A 20,400-nucleotide genomic window follows, 5' to 3' on the forward strand; every position below is an offset into this window, starting at 1 on the left:
ACCAGCCTAGAGGTTCGGGCCTGTTTTGTTCTCTGGTAGAGCAGAGCAGGCTCAGGGCTACTGAAAGCCCGCTCCGTACCGCTTAGCGGTCGGAGCCGGGTAGTTTACACGCCCGTCCATTCCAAGCCCCGCTACAGCTATCTGCAAAACTATCCGCTCTCTCCCACCCCCAAGGCAACAACAGGCGGTCAGGGAAAGAGCGGTCTAGCGGGCCTTCAACTGGAACCTGACTGCCGGGAGGAACTCCAAGCGAGCCAGAACGCGAAGACTCTTCAGCAGACTGAAGGATCTAAGTTCAGACCGTTAGAGAACAGCCCCGGCGCACAGCCGGCTGAACCCAACTTGACGACCCTTACAACTACTACTATCTGGCATCCGCAGGAACCTCCCTTACTCAACGACACCCTGAGACTAGCACAAATCTTTACCGAGGTGGCTGGCCGGATCCCCTATCTCCCAAGCGATGAAGAGGCAAGGTGAGGGATGGACTGCTGAGGATAAGGCAACAGCGTAGGATAGAAGGACGCCCTCTAGTTGGCTCGAGTTGCCGTGGACTACAAAAGTACCCTCAACCTGCCCCAAACTCAGTTTCCCATGCGGGCAGAGGCCGCCAAGAGAGAACCCGCCATTCAAGCCTTTTGGCAGGAAGAGCAAATCTACCAGCGCCTTGCCGACCACAATCCTGGGGATCCCTTTGTCCTGCACGATGGACCGCCCTACGCCAATGGCGATATCCACATGGGCACCACCCTCAACAAGATCCTCAAGGATATCGTCAACAAGTACCACATCCTGCAGGGGCGCAAGGTGCGCTACGTGCCCGGCTGGGATTGCCACGGCCTGCCCATCGAACTGAAAGTGTTGCAAAGCCTCACTCCGCAGGAGCGGGAAAACCTCACCCCTCTGCAGCTGCGACAAAAAGCCAAGGAGTACGCCCTGCACTACGTTGATGTGCAGCGGGCCAGTTTTCAGCGCCTGGGGGTATGGGGATCCTGGGATCGGCCCTACCTGACGCTGTCGCCGGAGTACGAAGCCGCACAGATTGAGGTGTTTGGACAAATGGCCCTCAAGGGCTACATCTATCGCGGCCTCAAACCCGTCCACTGGAGCCCCAGCTCCCAGACGGCTCTGGCGGAAGCGGAGCTGGAGTACCCTGACAACCACATCTCCCCCAGCATCTACGTGGCCTTTCCCCTGCAGAGCCTCAGCCCGGCGGCGCAGCCGGTTTTGGAGCCTTTCATGCCGGGCCTGCGGGCAGCCATCTGGACCACCACCCCTTGGACGATCCCGGCCAACCTGGCTCTCTGCTTTAACCCCAAGCTCACCTATGCAGTGGTGGAGTCTCCCCGCTTCGGCCTGCTGTTGATCGCCGCCGATCTGCGGGAGCGGCTGGAGAAGGTTCTGGAGACGCCTCTGGAGATCAAGGCCACCCTGCCGGGATCCGCCCTGGAATACAGTCAAGGACGGCACCCCCTCTTTGACCGCACCAGCCTCTGCGTGCTGGGGGACTATGTCACCACCGAGTCCGGCACCGGCATTGTGCACACAGCTCCGGGGCATGGGGAAGATGACTTCAAAACCGGCCAAAAGTATGGTCTGCCCATTCTCAGCCCTGTGGACGATCAGGGGAGATTTACCGCCGAGGCCGGATCCCAGTTCGTCGGGTTGGATGTGCTCTCCAAGAAGCCGGAGACCAGCGGCAATGCTGCTGTCATCCAGGCTCTGCAGGCTGCGGGGGCTTTGCTCAAGGAAGAGCCCTACAACCACAAATATCCCTACGACTGGCGCACGAAAGAGCCAACGATTTTCCGGGCGACCGAGCAGTGGTTTGCGTCTGTAGCTGGCTTCCGGGAGCTGGCCCTGCAGGCCATTAAAACCGTGAAATGGATCCCGGCCATCGGGGAGAACCGCATCACCGCTATGGTGTCGGAGCGCTCGGATTGGTGTATTTCCCGCCAGCGGGCTTGGGGCGTGCCCATCCCCGTCTTTTACGACGAAGAAACCGGCGAGGTTCTGCTCACCGCCGAGACCCTCGACCACATCAAGGCCATTTTTGCCCAGGAGGGATCCGACGCCTGGTGGCAGCGCCCGGTGGAAGAGCTGCTGCCGGAGAAGTACCGCCACAATGGCCGCACCTACCGCAAAGGGATGGACACCATGGACGTGTGGTTTGACTCCGGCTCCTCCTGGGCGGCAGTGGCCAAGGCCCAAGGGCTGGGCTACCCGGTGGATCTGTATTTGGAGGGCTCCGACCAACACCGGGGCTGGTTCCAATCCAGTTTGCTTACCTCCGTGGCCGTCAACGGCCATGCCCCCTACAAGGCGGTGCTCACCCATGGGTTTGTGCTGGACGAGAAAGGCCAGAAAATGAGCAAGTCCCTGGGCAATGTCATCGATCCGCTGGTGTTAATTAACGGCGGCAAAGATCCCCAGATGGATCCCGCCTACGGGGCGGATGTGCTGCGCCTGTGGGTCTCCAGTGTGGACTACTCCGGGGATGTGCCGCTGGGTAAGACCATTCTTGGGCAAATGGCGGATGTATATCGCAAAATCCGCAACACAGCTCGCTTTTTGCTGAGCAACCTCTACGACTTCAATCCAACTCAGGATGCCGTTCCTTTTGAAGCCTTGACGGAGCTAGACCGCTACATTTTGCACCGCCTGCACGAGGTGGGATCCGAGATCGGCGAATCTTTTGCCAGCTATCAGTTCTACCGATTTTTCCAGGCGATTCAGAACTTTTGTGTGGTGGATCTCTCCAACTTTTACCTGGATATTGCCAAGGATCGCCTCTACATTAGCCATGCCCAAAGTCTACGGCGGCGCCAATGTCAAACGGTGCTCTCCCTGTTGCTGGAGAACTTGGCCAAGGCCATCGCCCCCGTTCTCTCCCACCTGGCCGAAGAGATTTGGAGCCATCTGCCCTATCCCAAGCCCACCCGTTCGGTGTTTGAGGGGGGGTGGATGAAGCTGCCGGAGCACTGGCGGGATCCCCAGTTGGCGGCCATTTGGGAGCAGCTGCGAGAGGTGCGCCAAGAGGTGAACAAGGCTCTGGAACAAGCCCGTACCGGTCGCGTTAGCGGGACGGAGTCCTTTAAGCCCATCGGCGCTTCCACCGAGGCCAAGGTAATCCTGAAGGTAGCGGATCCCAGCCTATACGCTCTTTTGCAGGAGCGGGCTGCCGAGTTGCGCTACTTGTTCATCACCTCACAGGTGGAACTGGAGAAAACCTCAGGTCAAGGCTTGGAGGTCTCTGTTTTTCCGGCTGACGGCCAAAAGTGCGTGCGCTGCTGGAACTATTCCACCCGTGTGGGGGAATTTGCCGAACATCCAGAGCTGTGTGAGCGTTGTGTAGCCGCTCTGGCCGGGGAGTTTTGAATTTGGGACCCCGTCCCGCTGGCGGGAAGGGATCCCCCTCTTTGAATTGGCTCTTTCTCCGGACAGGTCTTGTCGGCCTTCTTCGGGATCAAGGGGCAGAGCTGCGGGATGGGATCCCCTCGACATGGGTGTGCAACACCTTGCCGCACAGGGTTTTCTCCAGCCAGGGAGTCGCTGGCGATCGGGAGTGGAGAGTGGCAACAGAAACCGTCCAAGGGTGGGTGGGATCAAACAGCACCCAGTCGCTGTGGGGGGTAAGGGTGGGCGGATCTAGGTTTAGGCAGCGGGCCGGGTACAGGCTGAGGGCAGACCACAGTTGCAGCGCTGTCAGGGATCCCGTTTCTACCAAATGGTGCCACAGCAGCGGCAGAGCCAGCTCCAGGCCCATCGCCCCCGGCGGAGCATCGGCAAAGGGCAGGGTTTTCTCTTCGTAGGTGTAGGGGTGGTGATCCGTAGCGATCCCCAAGTTGCCGGAACGGATCCCGGCGATCAGAGCCTCCCGGTCGCCGGCGCTGGGAAGAGGGGGCAGGAGACGAAGGTGGGGATCGTAGCGATGCTCAAGGACGGCCTCTTCGGACAAGATCAGGTGCATCCAAGTGGTGCTGGCGGTAACCGGCAGTCCTTCTGCTTGGGCCTGTTGGATCAGCTCCAGGCTGCGGGCTTGGCTCAGGCGCATGATGTGCACGGGCGGGGGGGAAGGAACGCTCCTGATCACCTCCAAGAGACGGGCCAGAGCGGCAGTTTCGGCACTGGCAGGGATCCCTTTCAGCCCTAGGCGCAGCGCCCAGATCCCTTCGTAAAGGCTGCCTTGCCCGGCCAAGGTGGGATCCCAGGCCCAGAGCAGCAGGGGTTTCTTCCCCAGCCGCAAATACTCCAGAGCCCGCCGCAGCAGAGCCAAGGAGCGCAGTGGCTGAACCTCTGCAAAGCCAACTGCTCCCGCTTGCGCCAGTTCTCCCCAGGGGGTTGGGGTTTCTCCCTGGCCACCCACGCTCAGGGCAGCCCAGGGCAGCCAGCGGGGATCCCCACGTTGGCGGGGGTAGCGGTTCAGGTGTTCCGGGTGATCCAGCACCGGAAATAGGCCGGTTCCAGGAAGGGGGGTGGGCAGAAGCCCCACCTGGGTAAAGCCTCCCGCCAAAGCCGCTGCAGCCAAAGAGGTCAGGGTTTCCCGACTGTGGGCCAGAAAGTGCTCCGCACCGCTTACGCGACCGTTGCCAACCCCCTCGCCGCTGTGGGCATACAGATCCAGCAAACCCGGCCCCACTACCCAGCCTGAGCCATCGATGGTGGGGATGTCGGCAGGGATCCCTGCCGGCTCGGTGGCCCGCAGGCGACCCTCTTGCAACCACACATCGGTTACTTCATCCCGCTGGCGCAAGGGATCCAATAGGCGCACTCTCTGGAGACACACATCTGGTAAGGACTCCGTCCCGCTAACGCGACCGGTCAGCTTGCGGAGAGGAGAGGATCCCATCTTCACAAAGCTCCGGCAGTGGTGCAGTCCAGGATCTGGCCGGACAGATGGGTGGTGAGGTTCAACACCTTCAAAACCGGGGCACCCTCCTTGCCTTCTGGATAGTCGATCACCGTAATGGCGCCATTCCCCTGCTTGAAGATCCAAAAGGCTTGGGGGGAAAGGTCGAACAACTGACAGATGATCGCCTTGTTGATGGCATCGTGGGCAACAACAACCGCCGTGCCCTGAGGAAACTGGGCTGCGGTGATGGCCAAAAGCTCCTGCCAAGCGGAGCGAGTGCGCTCCCACACCTGGTGAAGGTTTTCCCCATTGGGCATCTGCACACTGGCGGGATCCCGTTGCCAGCGCTCCAGCTCGCCGGGGTATTCGGCTTCGACTTCGCTTTGCAGCTTGCCCTCCCAGTCGCCGTGGCAGATCTCTTGCAAGTCGGGCATTGGGCGCAAAATGAGGTTGCTGTGGTTGCTGCAGATGGCATCGGCTGTGGCCCAAGGGCGCTTCAGGGGGCTGGAGAAGGCCAGTTGCAGAGGTTGAGTGGCCAAAAATTCTGCCACCTTGGCTGCCTGTTCCTCCCCGGTGGCATTGAGGGGGATATCCCGCTGCCCTTGAAAACGGCGCTCTCGGTTCCATTGGGTTTCCCCATGCCGCACCAGCAAGATGCGCATCCCCTGCTTGCGCTTGGGCAGGGCTTGGCCGAGGTGAGCGGTGATGTTCAGAGATTCCAGTTGTGGCGGCCCCTGCAGGCCCTCGGGAAAATTGAGAACGCTGATGGCGCAGTTATCCTGCCCAAGGCGGTGATAGTGGTGTGGCCCCAGGCCGATGGCGGTGCTGACCAGGGCGCGATTGATGCCGCTGTGGCCCACGATGAGGATATTGAGGGGCTGCCTTGGGGAGGGATCCGCTCCATGGTTCCAGGGGCCCGAAGCCGATTGCAGATGGAAAGCCAGCATTTCCCAAAACCCCTGCGCCTGCTGCCAGAGATCCCGCACCGGAAAGCGGCCCTCCAGCTCCAGGTTGTCGGGATGGTGCCGCCACAGATGGTAATCCTCGGGGTATTTCTCCTTCACCTCAGCAAAGGTCAGCCCTTCCCAGGCCGTCAGGTCGATCTCCCGCAGTTGATCGGTAACGTGCAGAGGGATCCCTTCTCGGTCTTTCAAAATGACGCGAGCGGTATCGAGGGCGCGAGACAGGGGGCTGCAATAGGCGCAATCCAACGGGATCCCGGCCAGGGCCTCGGCTACACGCTGCGCCTGCACTTCTCCAGTGGGGGTGAGCCGGGAGAGATCGGAGCGGCCTTGAATGCGATTTTCCAGGTTGAAGGTGCTCTCACCATGGCGCACGATCAAGATGCGCAGGGCAGGCTGGTCGCGGTAGCGGGACGGAGTCCTTGCCATCGCTTGCATGGACTTACTCATCGCAGTAGCGGGACGGAGTCCTTAGAACACCTTCTAGAGTACCGCCACTGGGCGGCGCTCGCCTTCGTCAATTCACCGGTTGGGCTGCCGACTGAGGCGTATTTGGGCTGGTCGCCGCTTGTGATGGGGGCATCTTTGGAGAATGGCCGCGCTGCGTTTCCGCTGGCAGAGGTTTTGGTTGAATGGACGTTGGCGAAGGGGGCCGGCTTGGTGCTCCTTGCCCTTGTTGTGGTGCTGTTGGCGCAGTTTTTCCCTCCACTGCTCCCTCAGGAGAGCCCCCTGCCACCGATAGAATCCGAGAAGACAAAGTGTAGGATCCCTGAAGGCGGATCCCTCTTGCCTGGACAAGCGCTGCCATGGTTTCTCCACAATTGGCTTGGGATCCCAGATCCCTGACCGAAAGCCCCAACCCGGCTACAGCCGAGATCGACCGTCTCAGCACCTGGGAACTGGTGAAACGGATCAACGCCGAGGATCGGCAGGTGCCGGAAGCGGTGGCTGCTCAGGCGGAGCCGATTGCCCAAGCCATCGATGCCATTGCCCAGCGGATGCGTCACGGCGGGCGGCTGATCTATATCGGGGCAGGAACCTCAGGTCGGCTGGGGGTACTGGATGCGGCTGAGTGCCCACCCACTTTTGGCACTTCCCCCGCACAGGTGGTGGCTTTGATCGCCGGGGGGGAAAAAGCCCTGACCCAGGCGGTAGAGGGTGCAGAGGACGACGCAGAAGCGGCTGCCCGCGCGCTGGAGGGTCTTCACCTCCAAGCTCAAGATAGTGTTGTGGGAATTGCCGCCAGCGGTCGTACCCCCTATGTGCTGGGTGGGATCCAAGCCGCCAGAAGTATTGGGGCGCTCACGATTGGCCTGGCCTGCAATCACCCTTCTCCTCTAACCGAGCAGGTGGATATTGCTATTGCCCCTTTGGTGGGGCCGGAGGTAATCCTCGGATCCACCCGCATGAAAGCCGGCACAGCCCAAAAGTTGGTGTTGAACACGATCTCCACCGGGGTGATGATCCGCTTGGGCAAGACTTATGGCAACCTAATGGTGGATCTCCAGGCCAGCAATGCCAAGCTCAAGCAGCGGGCGGAGCGAATGGTGGCCCTAGCCTGCGATCTGGATCCCGCCGCGGCTGCCCAATTGCTGCAGGCTTGTGATGGAGAGGTGAAAACCGCGATCCTTGTGGCCTTGATGGGGTGCTCTGCTCAGGAAGCTCGTCAGCACTTGCAACAGGCCCAGGGCAACATTCGCCAGGTGCTTGATTCCGTTCTGGCGCAGCGGCGGTGACAATAGTTGAATGGCTTGTCCATGAGCGTTTGCGGCTACCTCTACACGCCTTCCCATGCCCCTTTGCCGGAACAGGAGTTGGCCTGGCTCAAGTTGCGAGGGGCCGATCCCATCCTGCACGATTGGGGATCCCGAACTCATTTGGAGGAGCTGTTCCGACGCATCACAGCCGGCTGGGTGCAGGAAGTGCTGCTCTTGCGCCTGGCGGATCTGGGGGATCGGGCGGATGAAATCCACGAGCGGCTGCTGCAAATCCAACACTCCGGGATCCGCCTCAGCTTGGTCACCGAATCCGGCCTGCAAACCCCCACCAAGGCTGCCGATTGGATCCCCCTGCTGGCCGAGATCCCCCATCAGTTGCAAAGCCGCCGCCTCTGCTGCAGCCAAGCCCAAAACCGCCTGGCGGGCAAACCCCCCCCTGGCCCTGCCCCCTTTGGCTACCGCCGCGAAGGGGAACGCTACGTGCTGGATCGCCGGCAGGCCAGCATCGTTCAGGATTTTTTCCAGCACTTTCTCCTCTACGGATCCCTGCGGCAGGCGGTGCGCTTCTTGGAGGAAAAACACCACAAGCGGATTTCTGTGGCCACCGGACGCAACTGGCTGCTCAACCCGGTGTACCGCGGGGATCTGGCCTATGCCGACGGCACCACCCTGCGGGACACTCACCCGGCCCTCCTCAGCCGTACGGAAGCCGCCCAGATCGATCGCTGGCTCAAGCGCAACCAAGGGATCCCTCGCCGCAGCGCCAGTGCTCCCCGCGCTTTGGCCGGCCTGGTTCATTGCTGCGCTTGTGGCAGCCTTCTGCGCATTGTGCAAACCACCCCTCGCAAGGGGAAAAAGAACGGATCCCTCTACCTCTATCTGCGCTGCCAAACCTGTCGCTACAGCCTCCCCTACACCGAAGTCCTGCAGGAGGTGATCCGGCAGGTGTGCGAACAACTGCCCCAACGCGCCCAGACGCTGGATCGACAAGCCCTCACCCAAGTCCGCCAAGAGCTCCAAGCCCAAATCCAGGCCAACGCCGAGCGGCTGCGGCAATTGGAAGAGCTACAGCAATCTGGACTGATGGACGAAGCCTCTCTGGCCCAGCGTCGCTACCAGTTGCGAGCAGAGACGGCCCGCTTGGCCCAAAAGCTGGAGCAACTCCCCCCCGCCAACCTCACCCAGACCATCCAAACCCTCTCCATCCCGCCCTTCTGGCAAGACCTCAGCGAGACCGAACGGCGTGCCTACCTGCGGGAATTCCTGCGCAGGATCGAGGTGGATTCTGCAGGAGCGGTGCGAGTTACTTTTGCCTTTGATCCCTGAGAGTGAAGGGTTCTCCCCACCTTCCCCCCAGAATTGAGACCATTCTTGATTCTTTCTCAGACCAGACCTGCCTCAGCGACAAGCCAAGAGGACGGGATCAGCGCCATGGCATAGCTGAATCCTTCCCGATTTGGGTGAATTGTCATCTGGAATTGTTTTCTTTTGATCACTGATGAAAGTATATCTAAAACTAAAATCGGGAAAAACATCAAAAATCGACTTGAGAAGCCCTGGGAACTTTCTTAGGACGATTTGCAAGATCTGGGAACTTCTAGCTTTTTGAGGGATCCACCTTTATCCTTCGCAACAGTTCTCAGGGGGCGGGTTGGCTGCCGATAATGTCCCTTGTCTGCCCCATGGAGGAACGCGCTGTGAAATTGGCGGTTTACGGAAAAGGTGGGATCGGCAAATCCACCACCAGTTGCAACATCTCGGTGGCCTTGGCCAGGCGGGGCAAAAAGGTCTTGCAGATTGGCTGTGATCCCAAGCACGACAGCACCTTCACCCTGACCGGCTTTCTCATCCCCACCATCATCGACACCCTGGAAGCCAAGGGCTATCACCACGAAGACATCTACCCAGAAGATGTGATCTACCGCGGCTACGGCGGCGTGGACTGCGTGGAAGCGGGTGGGCCCCCGGCAGGGGCCGGCTGTGGCGGCTATGTGGTGGGGGAAACCGTCAAACTCCTGAAGGAGCTGAACGCCTTCGATGAGTACGATGTCATCCTCTTCGATGTGCTGGGGGATGTGGTGTGCGGCGGTTTTGCGGCTCCCCTCAACTACGCCGACTACTGCCTGATCGTAACCGACAACGGCTTTGATGCCCTGTTTGCCGCCAATCGGATTGCTGCCTCGGTGCGAGAAAAGGCCAAAACCCGCAAGCTGCGGTTGGCCGGGCTGATCGGCAATCGCACCAGTAAGCGGGATCTGATTGACAAATACGTCTCGGCAGTTCCCATGCCCGTTATCGAGGTGCTTCCCCTCATCGAAGATATTCGCGTCTCGCGGGTCAAGGGCAAGACCCTCTTCGAGATGGCGGAAACCGATCCCAGCCTGGAGCCTGTCTGCCAGTACTACCTGAACATCGCCGATGAGCTGCTGGCCCGTCCGGAAGGGATCGTGCCCCAACCTGCCGAGGATCGGGAGCTGTTTGCTTTGCTCTCCGACTTTTACAACACTCCAGCCCGCCAACTGGCCTTGGTGTAAGGGATCCCCTGCCGGCTTGGGCAGTGTGTCCAAAGATGAAGCCACTGTTTCGGAAGACTGTCGCAAACCTTATCAATTTGTTGTCCGATCCGCTTTCCCCCCCAAGATGGATCCTGTAGGGATCCCGCTTTGGGAAGGAAATGGCACAGGAGTTGGATATGCAAGGACAAGAGCAACCCACCGTCGTGATTACCGGAGCTTCCTCGGGTGTTGGCCTATACTCAGCTTTGGCCTTGGCCAAGCGCGGCTGGCACGTGGTGATGGCCTGTCGGGATCTGGACAAAGCCTACCGGGCGGCCCAGCAAGTGGGGATCCCCCAGGGCAGCTATACCCTGATGCAGATCGACCTGGCCAGCTTGGCCAGCGTGCGGCGGTTTGTCGAGCAGTTCCGCAACTGGGGCCGTTCCTTGGACGCCTTGGTCTGTAATGCCGCCATCTACATGCCCCTGCTCAAGCAGCCCCTGCGCAGCCCGGAAGGATATGAGCTGACCATGGCCACCAACCATCTGGGGCATTTCTTGCTCTGCCATTTGATGTTGGAGGATCTGAAACGCTCCACCTATCCGGATCGGCGGCTGGTGATCTTGGGCACGGTTACCCACAATCCCAAGGAGCTGGGGGGTAAGATCCCACCCCAACCCCACCTGGGGGATCTGCGGGGATTTGCCCAGGGCTTCAAGGATCCCATCAGCATGGCGGACGGCGGCAAATTTGAACCGGTGAAAGCCTACAAAGACAGCAAAGTCTGCAATATCCTCACCATGCGCGAGCTGCACCGCCGCTTCCATGAGAGCACTGGCATCACGTTCCTCTCCCTCTATCCGGGGTGTGTAGCCACCACGGCTCTGTTCCGCCATCACTATCCCCTGTTTCAAAAACTTTTCCCCTGGTTTCAAAAAAACATCACGGGCGGATTTGTTTCTCAGGAATTGGCCGGAGAGCGGGTGGCCCAAGTGGTGGCCGATCCCGAGTTTCGTCGGTCGGGATTCTACTGGAGCTGGGGTAACCGGCAACGCAAGAATGCCAAGCCCTTTAACCAAGAAGTCTCTGACGAGGCGGCAGACGATGCCAAGGCCAAACTGCTTTGGGATCTCAGCGAAAAATTGGTGGGTGTGCCCCAGTTGGCGGCCCTTTAGCCCGAAATGTTCCCCTCTTTATATGTTGTTAGGAGACGAGCATGAATGCTGCTTTGGATAGTGCCAATGCCCTTAACTTTCAGTGCGAAACCGGCAACTACCATACCTTTTGCCCGATTAGTTGTGTAGCTTGGCTTTATCAAAAAATTGAAGACAGCTTCTTTTTGGTCATCGGCACCAAAACCTGTGGCTACTTTCTGCAAAACGCCATGGGGGTGATGATCTTTGCCGAGCCCCGCTATGCCATGGCGGAGCTGGAAGAGGGGGATATTAGCGCCAAGCTCAACGACTATGAGGAGCTGAAGCGGCTGTGCCTGCAAATTCAGCGGGATCGCAATCCCAGCGTGATTGTTTGGATCGGCACCTGCACCACCGAGATCATCAAAATGGACCTGGAGGGCCTAGCCCAGAAGCTGGAAGGGGAGATCGGGATCCCGATTGTGGTGGCCCGGGCCAATGGCCTCGACTACGCCTTTACCCAAGGGGAAGATACGGTTTTGGCCTCGATGGCTCAGCGCTGCCCAGAGCAGGTGCGGGCAGAGGAGCAGGAAACCCGCGGGGGTCTCCAGGCCCTTTTCTACGGGCTCCGCTCCGGAAAAAAGAAAGAGGAGGAAGGCTTCCACAAGCATCCCCCCTTGGTGATCTTCGGCTCGGTGCCCGATCCGGTGGTTACCCAACTCACCCTGGAGCTGAAGAAACACGGGATCCGCGTCTCCGGCTGGTTGCCGGCCAAACGCTATGGGGAGCTGCCGGCCATCGAGCCGGGCACCTATGTGGTGGGGGTGAATCCTTTCCTCAGCCGCACAGCCACCACGCTGGTACGCCGCAAAAAGGCTAAGCTCATCACCGCTCCTTTTCCCATCGGGCCGGATGGCACCCGCGCCTGGATAGAAGCCATTGCCCGCGAATTGGGGATCCCGACTCAAGGCTTGGCAGAGCGGGAAGCGGAAGTGTGGAGCCATCCCCAAGTTCGGGATTATCTGGAGCTGGTGCGGGGCAAAAGCGTTTTCTTCATGGGCGATAACCTGCTGGAGATCTCGCTGGCCCGTTTCTTGGTGCGCTGCGGCATGACGGTGCAGGAAATCGGGATCCCTTACATGGACAAACGCTACCAAGCGGCTGAGCTGGCCCTCTTGGAGCGCACCTGCGAAGAGATGGGAGTGCCCAAGCCCACCATCGTAGAAAAGCCGGATAACTACAACCAAATCCAGCGCATCAAGGCCCTGCAGCCGGATCTGGTGATCACAGGTATGGCCCACGCCAACCCCCTAGAGGCACGGGGGATAACCACCAAGTGGTCGGTGGAGTTCACCTTCGCCCAGATCCACGGCTTCGGCAACACCCAGGCTCTGCTGGAGCTGGTGACCCGACCGCTGCGGCGCAATGCAGCCCTCAAAGGCTTGGGTTGGGAACGGTTGGTGCGGGAAGAAGCCCCTGTCTAATTCTCCGGCTCTTCGTTGTCGAACAGTAGGCCGTCCAGGTGATCCGGCAGTTGCTGCCGGTCGATCCAGACCATGCCCGCCAGAATAGCTTCGGCCTCGTTTTGAAAGTAGCCGTAGGCTTTGGTGCCAATCTCCGACTCGCAAGAGCCATCTTGCTGGAGCAGTCGGCAGCGAAAGATAAACCCCTTCTCTGTAGCTTGGGTGGTGATGCTCCAGTTGCGGTGGATGTGCTCGGCCATAGCAGGGATCCCGGCTCGAAAGAGGGTGAATTGCAGACTCAGAGGGTGCTCAACACCTCTCGCGCGGCGGCTAGAGTTTTCTCCACATCGGCCTCTGTGTGGGCCAGGGAGGTGAAGCCGGCCTCAAATTGCGAGGGCGCCAGATATACTCCCCGCTCCAACATGCCGCGATGGAAGCGGGCAAATTTCTGCAGATCGGAAGTCTTGGCCTCTTCGTAGTTGCGCACCGGGCCGGCAGTAAAAAAGAAGCCAAACATGCCGGGCAGATAGCCCCCGCACATCTCATGCCCCGTTTCCCGCGCGATCTGCAATAGCCCTGTTGCCAACTTCTCGGTAATCCGCTCCAGGTACTCGTAGGTGCCCGGACGACGCAAAATATCCAGCGTCTGGATCCCTGCTGTCATGGCCAGGGGGTTGCCGGAAAGAGTCCCTGCCTGATACATCGGCCCCGCTGGAGCCACCATTTCCATAATTTCTCGCCGACCGCCGTAGGCCCCCACCGGCAGGCCGCCGCCGATGACCTTGCCCAGGGTCGTTAAATCGGGGATGACCCCAAACTTGGCCTGTACACCGCCATAGCTGATGCGAAAGCCGGTCATCACCTCGTCAAATACCAGCAGGGCCCCGTACTTTTGGGTGAGATCTCGCAAGCCTTCCAAGAAGCCCGGCTGGGGGGGAATAAAGCCGGCATTGCCCACCACCGGCTCTAGGATGACTCCGGCAATGGAGTCGGGGTGCTGTTCAAACAGGGCCTTGACTGCCTCCAGGTCGTTGTAGGGAGCCGTCAGCGTAGCGCTGGTAGCTGCCTTGGGCACCCCCGGCGAGTCTGGCAAGCCCAGCGTGGCCACCCCCGAACCGGCTTTCACCAAAAACATGTCCGCATGGCCGTGGTAGCAGCCCTCAAACTTGATCACCTTTTCCCGACCGGTATAGGCCCGCATCAAGCGCAGCACCGCCATGCAAGCTTCGGTGCCGGAATTGACAAAGCGCACCATCTCCACACTGGGCACCGCCTCAATGACCCGCTCCGCCAGCTCATTTTCCAGAACGCAAGGGGCGCCGAAGCTGGTGCCTTTCTCCAAAGCTCGGCGCAGAGCCTCAATGACCTCGGGGTGAGCGTGGCCAACAATCGCCGGCCCCCAACTGCCGATGTAGTCGATGTATTGGTTGCCGTCCACATCCCAGGCGTAGGCCCCTGAGACACGGTCGAACACGACGGGATCCCCGCCCACCGACTTGAAGGCCCGTACCGGAGAACTAACCCCCCCCGGCATGAGGCTTTGTGCCCGGGCAAAAACCTGCTTGGAGCGGGTGGTGTTAAACGAGGTGGAGTGGAGAGTGCTGGTCATAGAGCATAAGGAGCTTTCAACGCATTACCAAGGCTAGCAAGCAAGGGAGCTTTCTGGTGAGCCCTTTTACCGACCATGAAACTACAAACCCATCCCTGCCAGTGTGTCGATCACCTGCTCCAGGATCAGGGTAAGGTTGGGATGGGAGGTCTCGAACAGGCCCAGCGCCTCTCCAATGCGATCTCTATGCCCTTGGCTCTGTTTGCTCTCGGTTCGGGATCCCAGCTCGGCCAGCACCGCTTCCACTTCCTGGCGAATGGTGGCAATGTGCTGCCGCTGCTTTTCGTCCAGGCCAGGGGTTTTTTGCAGCTCAACATCCAGATCGCGCAGCAGTTGTCGCAGTTTCGATTCGGCCATTCTGTAAAGAGACCTTAACGACTTGAGAACCGATTGAGTTTTGACCACCCTGCCTCAATCATACGGTCTGATGGGTTGAAGCAGGGATCTCTTTGTCCAAGGTCTGAGGGCGGGTGAGGCGACGAAGGTGAACTTTGACCGCCGGGGATCCCAGCATTGGAGCAACTCCCATAGGATGGGCAGTAGCCTTGCTGTCTACCCCCATGTCTGAGCTGGCATTGACCCTAGTATGGGTAGCGGTTGCTGTTGCCCTTTTCATGGGAATTTTTGTCTGGGAACAAAGACGCAGCCAAGAATTGCTGCAGCGGTGGGCGGCAAAGCAGGGCTACTCCCTGTTGAGCCAGGAGGCACGGTACTGGCGGCTGGGGCCTTTTTCCGGGAGCACTTCCAAGTATCAACGGGTATTCCGTGTGCGGATACGGGATCCGTGGGGGCAAGAACGCACCGGCTGGGTGAGGTTAGGGAACTGGTGGCTGGGGCTTTTGTCGGATCAGGCTGAGGAGCGGTGGGAGTAGGCTGGGGTTGAACCATGGAAAGGGAAAGCAATGAACGGGATCAGGGGTTGGAAAGGGCTGAAGGGGGTAGCGTGGCTGGGCCTGGTACTGGCGGTGGCCCTGTTGGGTTGGAACGCAATCGCTGGAGGCGGAGCGATGGCCAGTCCCGCTGAGGGATCCCGAATGTTGACGGTTACAGGACAGGGATCGGTCTCCGTAGAGAACTCCATTGCCCTCATTCGCTTGGGGGTGGTGATCCAGGGGGAGACGGCGCAATCGGTACAACAACAGGTGGCAGAACGCTCAGAGCGGCTGGTCAATCGCCTCAAGGAGCTGCAAGTAGGCGCTCTGCAAACCACCGGCATTTCCCTCTACCCGCAATACGACTACCGGGATGGCCAGCCTCGCCTAACGGGTGTGCAGGGGCAAAACAGTCTGCAATTCGAGGTGCCCGTGGCCAGAGCCGGGCAAGTGCTGGACGAAGCTGTGGCCGCCGGAGCCACCCAGGTGGAATCGGTCAGTTTCCGGGCCGATGAAGCCACCCTGTTGGAAGCGCGCAGCCGCGCCCTAACCCAAGCCGTGAAAGATGCCCAACGTCAAGCCCAGGATGTGCTGGGGGCCTTGAACCTGAGCATCCGTTCCGTCGAGCGCATCCAGATTCAGAGCGATGGCTACATGATCCCGCCGCCGATCCCCTTTGCCCGCGCCGACTATGCCCGTCTAGAAACAGCATCCACACCGGTGGAGGGGGGACAGCAAACCGTGCGCGCCCAAGTCACCCTCGAGATCCGTTACTGAGCCTCTGCTCTGTTGCCTCGAATAATTCACAAATGTTCACCACATAGATTTCAGCTCTCCCGCCAAAGGGCTTCTGGTCAGAGCAAGCCTTGGGCAGCAACAGACAGCGGCTCTGGACGAGCGAAGTCTCAGTGATTCAAGAGTGATTCAATCCATCTAACCAACTCGGCAAAGTGGAAGCGGCTGCTGTTCGCTACCGCATCAGAATAACGATGGAGATACCACATTCATTAGAATAGCGATGGAAAGTTGCGGGTAGTTTGCTTTCCCGCGCCACCCTGCCTCGGTTTATCTATGGATCCCAGACCGGAGAGCGCTAGTGCAGCTCCTGCGCCTGAGAAGGCGAAACTCGTCTCTGGCAGAAGTCAAGACGGCAGTCTGCAAGCCCGTGTACTGATTGTGGATGATAGCTACATGGTGGCAGAGATGCTGTCCAACTTTTTGGGCAAGCAGGGCTGCAGTATTTCTTATGCTTTGGATGGCCTCTCCGCGCTGGAGCAAATTCGCCGCCAACCCCCAGACCTCATCATTGCCGACTGGGTCATGCCCTCTCTGAACGGCCTAGACCTGTGCCGCCAACTGCGGCAATTGCCGGAATATGCCTGGGTGTACTACATCATCATGACTGCCCGCGAGGGCAACGATAGCATGGAGCGGGCTTTGGAGGCAGGTGCCGATGAGTTTCTTTCCAAACCCTTTCAGGCTGCAGAGCTGCTGACGCGGGTGCGGGCAGGGCTGCGCATTGTAGAAAGTCGCCGCCAGCAATATCTGCTCAAAACTGGGCAAAAATCTCCTCCCTCTCCCCCCAAGTCGATTGGTTTGGAGGTGGGTAACCGTCAGGATTTGGTGGCTCGTTTGCCGCTGCGGGTGGCCCAGGCCCGTGCCCAATCGGAACCCCTCAGCTTGTTTGTGCTGCGCTTGGCCAACCTCGGTTCTCTGGCACAAGGGCTGGATGCTGACGGTCGGGCTGATCTGCTCAAACTGTTTAGGGAGCGTTTGGCCAATAACCTGCGCGATGGAGACGACCTGTTTTGCTACGACGAGGGGCAGTTTATCATTCTGCTCTCCGGGAGCACCTTGGCTGCTGCGCAAATTGCTGCCGAACGCTGCTGCCAGCGAATGATTCAGGATCCCTTTGTGGTGAATGGACGGGCGCTGCCGGTACAGCTCCAGTTTGGAGCGGCCAGCCTCATGGACAGCGATGACCCCAAGGGGGTGGCTCTGTTGCGTCGGGCTGCCCAGGCTATGCGAGATAGCAGGAATGTGCACAGCTCGGTGGTGACTGCTCCCCATCCCATCCCAGTTTCCGACCGCGTCAGCGGAACGGAGTCCTCAGAGCTGCTGAAACGCCTGCAGCGTCTGGAAAAAGAAAACGCCGAACTGCGCCGAGAGCTGGAGACTCGCCTCAAGCAGATTGAGGATCTCCGCCAACACCATCAAGAGCTCAGCCAAAAAATGCAGGCTTCTGCACCGGAACTGTCCACAGCGGGATCCCTGGCCCATAGACCCTTCCGCTTGCGGCGGCGAAAACTCCGGCAGCTTTGTCTGAAGCGTCAACTGAGCCGTAGAAGACCGCGCCTGGCCTTGGGGCGGCTGAGCAGGTAGCGATGGGCTGAGCGAACGGGAGAGACGGAAGGGAGGTGCAAAAGGCTATGATGGGCATTCTTCAGGGTCAAGTGGCCGGATCTGGGATCTGGAGACCAGCAGGAAGATGGTTCCTGAACAACATTGAGCTAGTCTTGACGGCGGTAGGAATAGGGGTGATTCTGCTAAGTGGTTTTGTGGCCAGCCGCAGCGCTTTTTCGCTAGAAACGGCAACGGCGGTCAGCGCCACTTTGGTGGGGGTTATCCACGGGATCCTCTTTTGGCTGTTGCGACGGCGGCAGAGACAGGTGAGGCGGGAGGCAATCGGGCAAATTCGGGAAATGCTGGAAGATTTGGGCAAAAACCGCCTGCAAACCATCAAGATGAGCTTATACATGGTGCAGATCCATCAACCGGAGCAGGAAGAGCGAACCCGAAAAAGCTTTGACCGCGTTTATCAGATCCTGGCGGAGATGAGCACCTTGATCGACCACATTTCGGAAGAATCGTTGGCCGACTGGCGCCATCGCTACCGGCAGACTCTGCAGCGGGTTGAGTCGGAGTCTCAGTAGTTTTTAAATCGTCTTTAAATCTTGAGTGACTTCAGGGATCCCTTGAGGAGTTGGCTGAGCCGGTGGACGGTCGGATTTCGGGAAGCACCCAATTGCTTGGTCTGGTTGGGGATCCGGTGGCCCACAGCTTATCCCCAGCCATGCACAATGCTGCTTTGGCAGCTATGGGGGAAAACTATTGCTATGTGCCGTTTCCGGTGGCTCCAAAACACTTGGCGGCGGCGGTGGCAGGGCTGGCGGCCATTGGGGTGCGGGGGTTTAATGTGACGATTCCTCACAAACAGGCCATTCTCCCTTTGCTCGATCAGATTGAATCGCGGGCAGCAGCGGTGGGGGCGGTGAATACGGTTTACCCCTTGCCAGAGGGCGGGTGGGCGGGCACCAATACCGATATCGATGGCTTTGTGCAGCCTTTGCTGGGTCTGGAAAAAGGGATCCCCACCCTCATTCTGGGATCCGGGGGGGCAGCGCGGGCGGCCATCCAAGGCTGTTTGGAGTTGGGGCTGGGGCCGGTGCGGGTGGCAGGGCGATCCCCCAACCCATTGCTGGCCTTGCAACAGACCTGGCCTCAGGTGGAGACGGTGAACTGGGCGGAGTTGAATTGCTACCTGTCTCAGACGCGGCTTTTGGTCAACACCACCCCCGTGGGCATGCACAAGCCGGGATCCCCCGCCGGTCAAGGGCTCTCTCCCCTGAGCCGGGAGCAACTGGGCCTGCTGTCTCCGGGTGCCATCGTCTACGACCTGATCTATGTGCCGGATCCCACTCCTCTGCTGCGGATGGCCGCCGAGTTGGGACATACCCCCATCAGTGGACTAGAGATGCTGGTTCACCAGGGGGCCAAGGCTCTATCGCTTTGGCTGGGAGGCAAGCCTGTGCCAGTAGAGGTGATGCGGCAGGCAGCTCAACACCAGTTGGCCCAGGTTTAGGGTCACTCCAGGCCAGTTGGAAGCCCTCTCTCAAGGTGTAATGAGATAACAACAACTACCGGGCTAGCAATCCAAGGTTGTTTCCCGCTCCCAGGGCGTGATCTGACGGTTGTATTCCTGCCACTGTTGGCGTTTGAGCTTGAGGTAGGCATTCACAAAGGGATCCCCAAGCCTGCTGCGGAACAGGGTGTTTTGGTCTAAGTGGTTGAGGGCTTCGACCAAAGAGCCGGGCAACGTTGGGGCATTGGGGAGGGGATCGGTGTAGGCGTTGTTGTCACAGCGGGGGCCAGGATCCCGTTGGTGTTGGATCCCGTCTAGACCGGCGGCAATGAGACCGGCAGCCAAAAGGTAGGGATTGGCAGCAGCATCGGCCAAACGCAGTTCAAACCGCCCGGCATCCGGGATCCGAATGGCGTGGGTGCGATTATTGCCGCTGTAGCTGATTGTGTTGGGAGACCAGGTGGCCCCAGAGAGCGTGACGGGGGCATTGAGGCGGTGATAAGAATTGACCGTCAGGTTGGTGAGGGCACACAAAGCAGGTGCATGGTGTAGCACCCCGCCGATGAAGTGATAGGCCAGTTGAGAAAGCCCCAATTCCCCTTGGGGATCGGCGAATAGGTTTTGCTCCCCCTGCCAAAGAGAAATATGGGTGTGGCAGCCGTTGCCCGTCAGATGGGCAAAGGGTTTGGGCATGAAGGTAGCTCGATAGCCATGCTTTTCGGCAATGCTTTTCACCATGTATTTGAAAAAGGCGTGGCGATCAGCCGTAACTAGGGCATCGTCAAACCGCCAGTTCATTTCAAATTGGCCGTTGGCATCTTCGTGATCGTTTTGGTAGGGATCCCAGCCCAGCTTCTGCATGCCATCGCAGATGTCCCGGATCACCGAAAAACGCCGCATCAAACTTTGCTGGTCATAGCAGGGCTTGGCCTGCTGGTCGCGCTCATCGGAAATGGCCCACTCTTCGGGCGACAGAAGCATGAACTCGCATTCGATCCCCGTCTTGACTTGAAAGCCCATGGCTTCTGCTTGGGATAACACCTGCTTCAACACCCAGCGGGGGGTTTGTGGCAAGGGATCCCCGTTGACCTGGACTAGATCGGCAGGCATCCAGGCCACTTCCGGCTGCCAGGGCAGTTGAAACAGGCGCTCGCGCTCCGGCTGGGCAAACACATCGGGGTCTGCAGGCGTCAAGTCCAACCAGGCAGCAAACCCGGCAAATCCAGCCTGACCCTCTGCCATGAAGTCGATAACTGAGGCAGGCACCAGCTTGGCCCGTTGGATCCCAAGCAGGTCGGTAAAAGAGAGCAGAAAGTAGTTGATCCCTTGGGCGCGGGCAATTTCAGCTAGAAATCGCAGGAGCCCCGCACTGTACCCGTAGGGTCAGTGTCGGGAGGAATGCGGAAGTTATGATAGAACCATGACCCAAGTCCT

Annotated in this window: 17 protein-coding genes; 11 read left to right on the forward strand and 6 right to left on the reverse strand. The window is 59.4% G+C overall.

Going from position 1 to position 20,400, the window contains the following annotated elements; translation table 11 throughout:
- The first annotated feature begins 534 nt into the window (after positions 1 to 534).
- Positions 535 to 3,378, forward strand: coding sequence for an isoleucine--tRNA ligase (gene ileS, locus ACVWZJ_RS12670; protein WP_457396285.1), 2,844 nt, complete (start codon positions 535 to 537; stop codon positions 3,376 to 3,378).
- An 88-nt stretch (positions 3,379 to 3,466) separates the two neighbouring features.
- Here ileS and ACVWZJ_RS12675 read toward each other — a convergent pair whose 3' ends face one another.
- Both ACVWZJ_RS12675 and ACVWZJ_RS12680 read right to left on the reverse strand, forming a co-directional pair.
- Positions 3,467 to 4,849 (reverse strand): dihydroorotase, encoded by a 1,383-nt coding sequence (locus tag ACVWZJ_RS12675; RefSeq protein ID WP_457396286.1) that lies wholly within the window; start codon positions 4,847 to 4,849, stop codon positions 3,467 to 3,469.
- Between the two features lie 2 nt (positions 4,850 to 4,851).
- A complete protein-coding gene (locus ACVWZJ_RS12680; protein WP_457396288.1) occupies positions 4,852 to 6,252 on the reverse strand; it encodes a histidine phosphatase family protein in 1,401 nt (466 codons plus the stop codon).
- Positions 6,253 to 6,620: 368 nt separating this feature from the next.
- Between ACVWZJ_RS12680 and murQ the strand changes: the two genes are divergently transcribed.
- The 5 genes from murQ (at position 6,621) to ACVWZJ_RS12705 (ending at position 12,644) form a co-directional block, all read left to right on the forward strand.
- Positions 6,621 to 7,550, forward strand: a complete 930-nt coding sequence (gene murQ / locus ACVWZJ_RS12685) for an N-acetylmuramic acid 6-phosphate etherase (protein WP_041436350.1) — start codon at positions 6,621 to 6,623, stop codon at positions 7,548 to 7,550.
- Between the two features lie 21 nt (positions 7,551 to 7,571).
- Complete coding sequence (locus tag ACVWZJ_RS12690) at positions 7,572 to 8,858, forward strand: recombinase family protein (protein ID WP_457396290.1); 1,287 nt, start codon at positions 7,572 to 7,574, stop codon at positions 8,856 to 8,858.
- A 371-nt stretch (positions 8,859 to 9,229) separates the two neighbouring features.
- Positions 9,230 to 10,066: a ferredoxin:protochlorophyllide reductase (ATP-dependent) iron-sulfur ATP-binding protein gene (gene bchL, locus ACVWZJ_RS12695; protein WP_041437180.1), complete on the forward strand. Its 837-nt coding sequence runs from the start codon at positions 9,230 to 9,232 to the stop codon at positions 10,064 to 10,066.
- A 158-nt stretch (positions 10,067 to 10,224) separates the two neighbouring features.
- Positions 10,225 to 11,202, forward strand: a complete 978-nt coding sequence (locus ACVWZJ_RS12700; protein ID WP_457388204.1) for a protochlorophyllide reductase — start codon at positions 10,225 to 10,227, stop codon at positions 11,200 to 11,202.
- 41 nt (positions 11,203 to 11,243) lie between these two features.
- Positions 11,244 to 12,644: a ferredoxin:protochlorophyllide reductase (ATP-dependent) subunit N gene (locus tag ACVWZJ_RS12705; RefSeq protein WP_457396291.1), complete on the forward strand. Its 1,401-nt coding sequence runs from the start codon at positions 11,244 to 11,246 to the stop codon at positions 12,642 to 12,644.
- Here the strand turns inward: ACVWZJ_RS12705 and ACVWZJ_RS12710 are convergent.
- From ACVWZJ_RS12710 to ACVWZJ_RS12720, 3 genes are all read right to left on the reverse strand, one after another.
- Positions 12,641 to 12,883, reverse strand: coding sequence for a hypothetical protein (locus ACVWZJ_RS12710; RefSeq protein ID WP_414406701.1), 243 nt, complete (start codon positions 12,881 to 12,883; stop codon positions 12,641 to 12,643). The genes ACVWZJ_RS12705 and ACVWZJ_RS12710 overlap by 4 nt on opposite strands.
- A 38-nt stretch (positions 12,884 to 12,921) precedes the next feature.
- Positions 12,922 to 14,232, reverse strand: a complete 1,311-nt coding sequence (gene hemL / locus ACVWZJ_RS12715) for a glutamate-1-semialdehyde 2,1-aminomutase (protein WP_011432645.1) — start codon at positions 14,230 to 14,232, stop codon at positions 12,922 to 12,924.
- Positions 14,233 to 14,313: 81 nt separating this feature from the next.
- On the reverse strand, positions 14,314 to 14,589 hold the full coding sequence (locus tag ACVWZJ_RS12720) for a DUF4404 family protein (protein ID WP_011432644.1): 276 nt from the start codon (positions 14,587 to 14,589) through the stop codon (positions 14,314 to 14,316).
- Positions 14,590 to 14,792: 203 nt separating this feature from the next.
- Between ACVWZJ_RS12720 and ACVWZJ_RS12725 the strand changes: the two genes are divergently transcribed.
- From ACVWZJ_RS12725 to ACVWZJ_RS12745, 5 genes are all read left to right on the forward strand, one after another.
- Entirely contained in the window at positions 14,793 to 15,104 is a 312-nt protein-coding gene (locus tag ACVWZJ_RS12725) for a hypothetical protein (protein WP_041436348.1), read from the forward strand.
- A gap of 135 nt (positions 15,105 to 15,239) precedes the next feature.
- Positions 15,240 to 15,881, forward strand: a complete 642-nt coding sequence (locus ACVWZJ_RS12730) for an SIMPL domain-containing protein (protein WP_457396294.1) — start codon at positions 15,240 to 15,242, stop codon at positions 15,879 to 15,881.
- Between the two features lie 294 nt (positions 15,882 to 16,175).
- Complete coding sequence (locus tag ACVWZJ_RS12735; RefSeq protein ID WP_148202701.1) at positions 16,176 to 17,486, forward strand: response regulator; 1,311 nt, start codon at positions 16,176 to 16,178, stop codon at positions 17,484 to 17,486.
- 47 nt (positions 17,487 to 17,533) lie between these two features.
- Positions 17,534 to 18,037, forward strand: coding sequence for a hypothetical protein (locus tag ACVWZJ_RS12740; protein ID WP_011432640.1), 504 nt, complete (start codon positions 17,534 to 17,536; stop codon positions 18,035 to 18,037).
- A gap of 62 nt (positions 18,038 to 18,099) precedes the next feature.
- Positions 18,100 to 18,966: a shikimate dehydrogenase gene (locus ACVWZJ_RS12745; RefSeq protein WP_457396296.1), complete on the forward strand. Its 867-nt coding sequence runs from the start codon at positions 18,100 to 18,102 to the stop codon at positions 18,964 to 18,966.
- Between the two features lie 63 nt (positions 18,967 to 19,029).
- On the opposite strand, the gene glnT is transcribed toward ACVWZJ_RS12745, so the two are convergent.
- The gene (gene glnT, locus ACVWZJ_RS12750; protein WP_457396297.1) at positions 19,030 to 20,325 is read right to left on the reverse strand and encodes a type III glutamate--ammonia ligase; all 1,296 of its coding nucleotides are present in this window, start codon (positions 20,323 to 20,325) and stop codon (positions 19,030 to 19,032) included.
- Between the last annotated feature and the right edge of the window lie 75 nt (positions 20,326 to 20,400).

It is taken from the genome of Thermostichus sp. OS-CIW-29 (assembly GCF_054058195.1).

Excerpts from the sequence above, each read along its gene's own strand:
- ACVWZJ_RS12675 (WP_457396286.1), bottom strand. The coding sequence starts at position 4,849 with ATGGGATCCTCTCCTCTCCGCAAGCTGACCGGTCGCGTTAGCGGGACG.
- ACVWZJ_RS12680 (WP_457396288.1), bottom strand. The coding sequence starts at position 6,252 with ATGCAAGCGATGGCAAGGACTCCGTCCCGCTACCGCGACCAGCCTGCC.
- murQ (WP_041436350.1), top strand. The coding sequence starts at position 6,621 with ATGGTTTCTCCACAATTGGCTTGGGATCCCAGATCCCTGACCGAAAGC.
- ACVWZJ_RS12690 (WP_457396290.1), top strand. The coding sequence starts at position 7,572 with ATGAGCGTTTGCGGCTACCTCTACACGCCTTCCCATGCCCCTTTGCCG.
- ACVWZJ_RS12700 (WP_457388204.1), top strand. The coding sequence starts at position 10,225 with ATGCAAGGACAAGAGCAACCCACCGTCGTGATTACCGGAGCTTCCTCG.
- ACVWZJ_RS12705 (WP_457396291.1), top strand. The coding sequence starts at position 11,244 with ATGAATGCTGCTTTGGATAGTGCCAATGCCCTTAACTTTCAGTGCGAA.
- ACVWZJ_RS12710 (WP_414406701.1), bottom strand. The coding sequence starts at position 12,883 with ATGGCCGAGCACATCCACCGCAACTGGAGCATCACCACCCAAGCTACA.
- hemL (WP_011432645.1), bottom strand. The coding sequence starts at position 14,232 with ATGACCAGCACTCTCCACTCCACCTCGTTTAACACCACCCGCTCCAAG.
- ACVWZJ_RS12720 (WP_011432644.1), bottom strand. The coding sequence starts at position 14,589 with ATGGCCGAATCGAAACTGCGACAACTGCTGCGCGATCTGGATGTTGAG.
- ACVWZJ_RS12725 (WP_041436348.1), top strand. The coding sequence starts at position 14,793 with ATGTCTGAGCTGGCATTGACCCTAGTATGGGTAGCGGTTGCTGTTGCC.
- ACVWZJ_RS12730 (WP_457396294.1), top strand. The coding sequence starts at position 15,240 with ATGGCCAGTCCCGCTGAGGGATCCCGAATGTTGACGGTTACAGGACAG.
- ACVWZJ_RS12735 (WP_148202701.1), top strand. The coding sequence starts at position 16,176 with ATGGATCCCAGACCGGAGAGCGCTAGTGCAGCTCCTGCGCCTGAGAAG.
- ACVWZJ_RS12740 (WP_011432640.1), top strand. The coding sequence starts at position 17,534 with ATGATGGGCATTCTTCAGGGTCAAGTGGCCGGATCTGGGATCTGGAGA.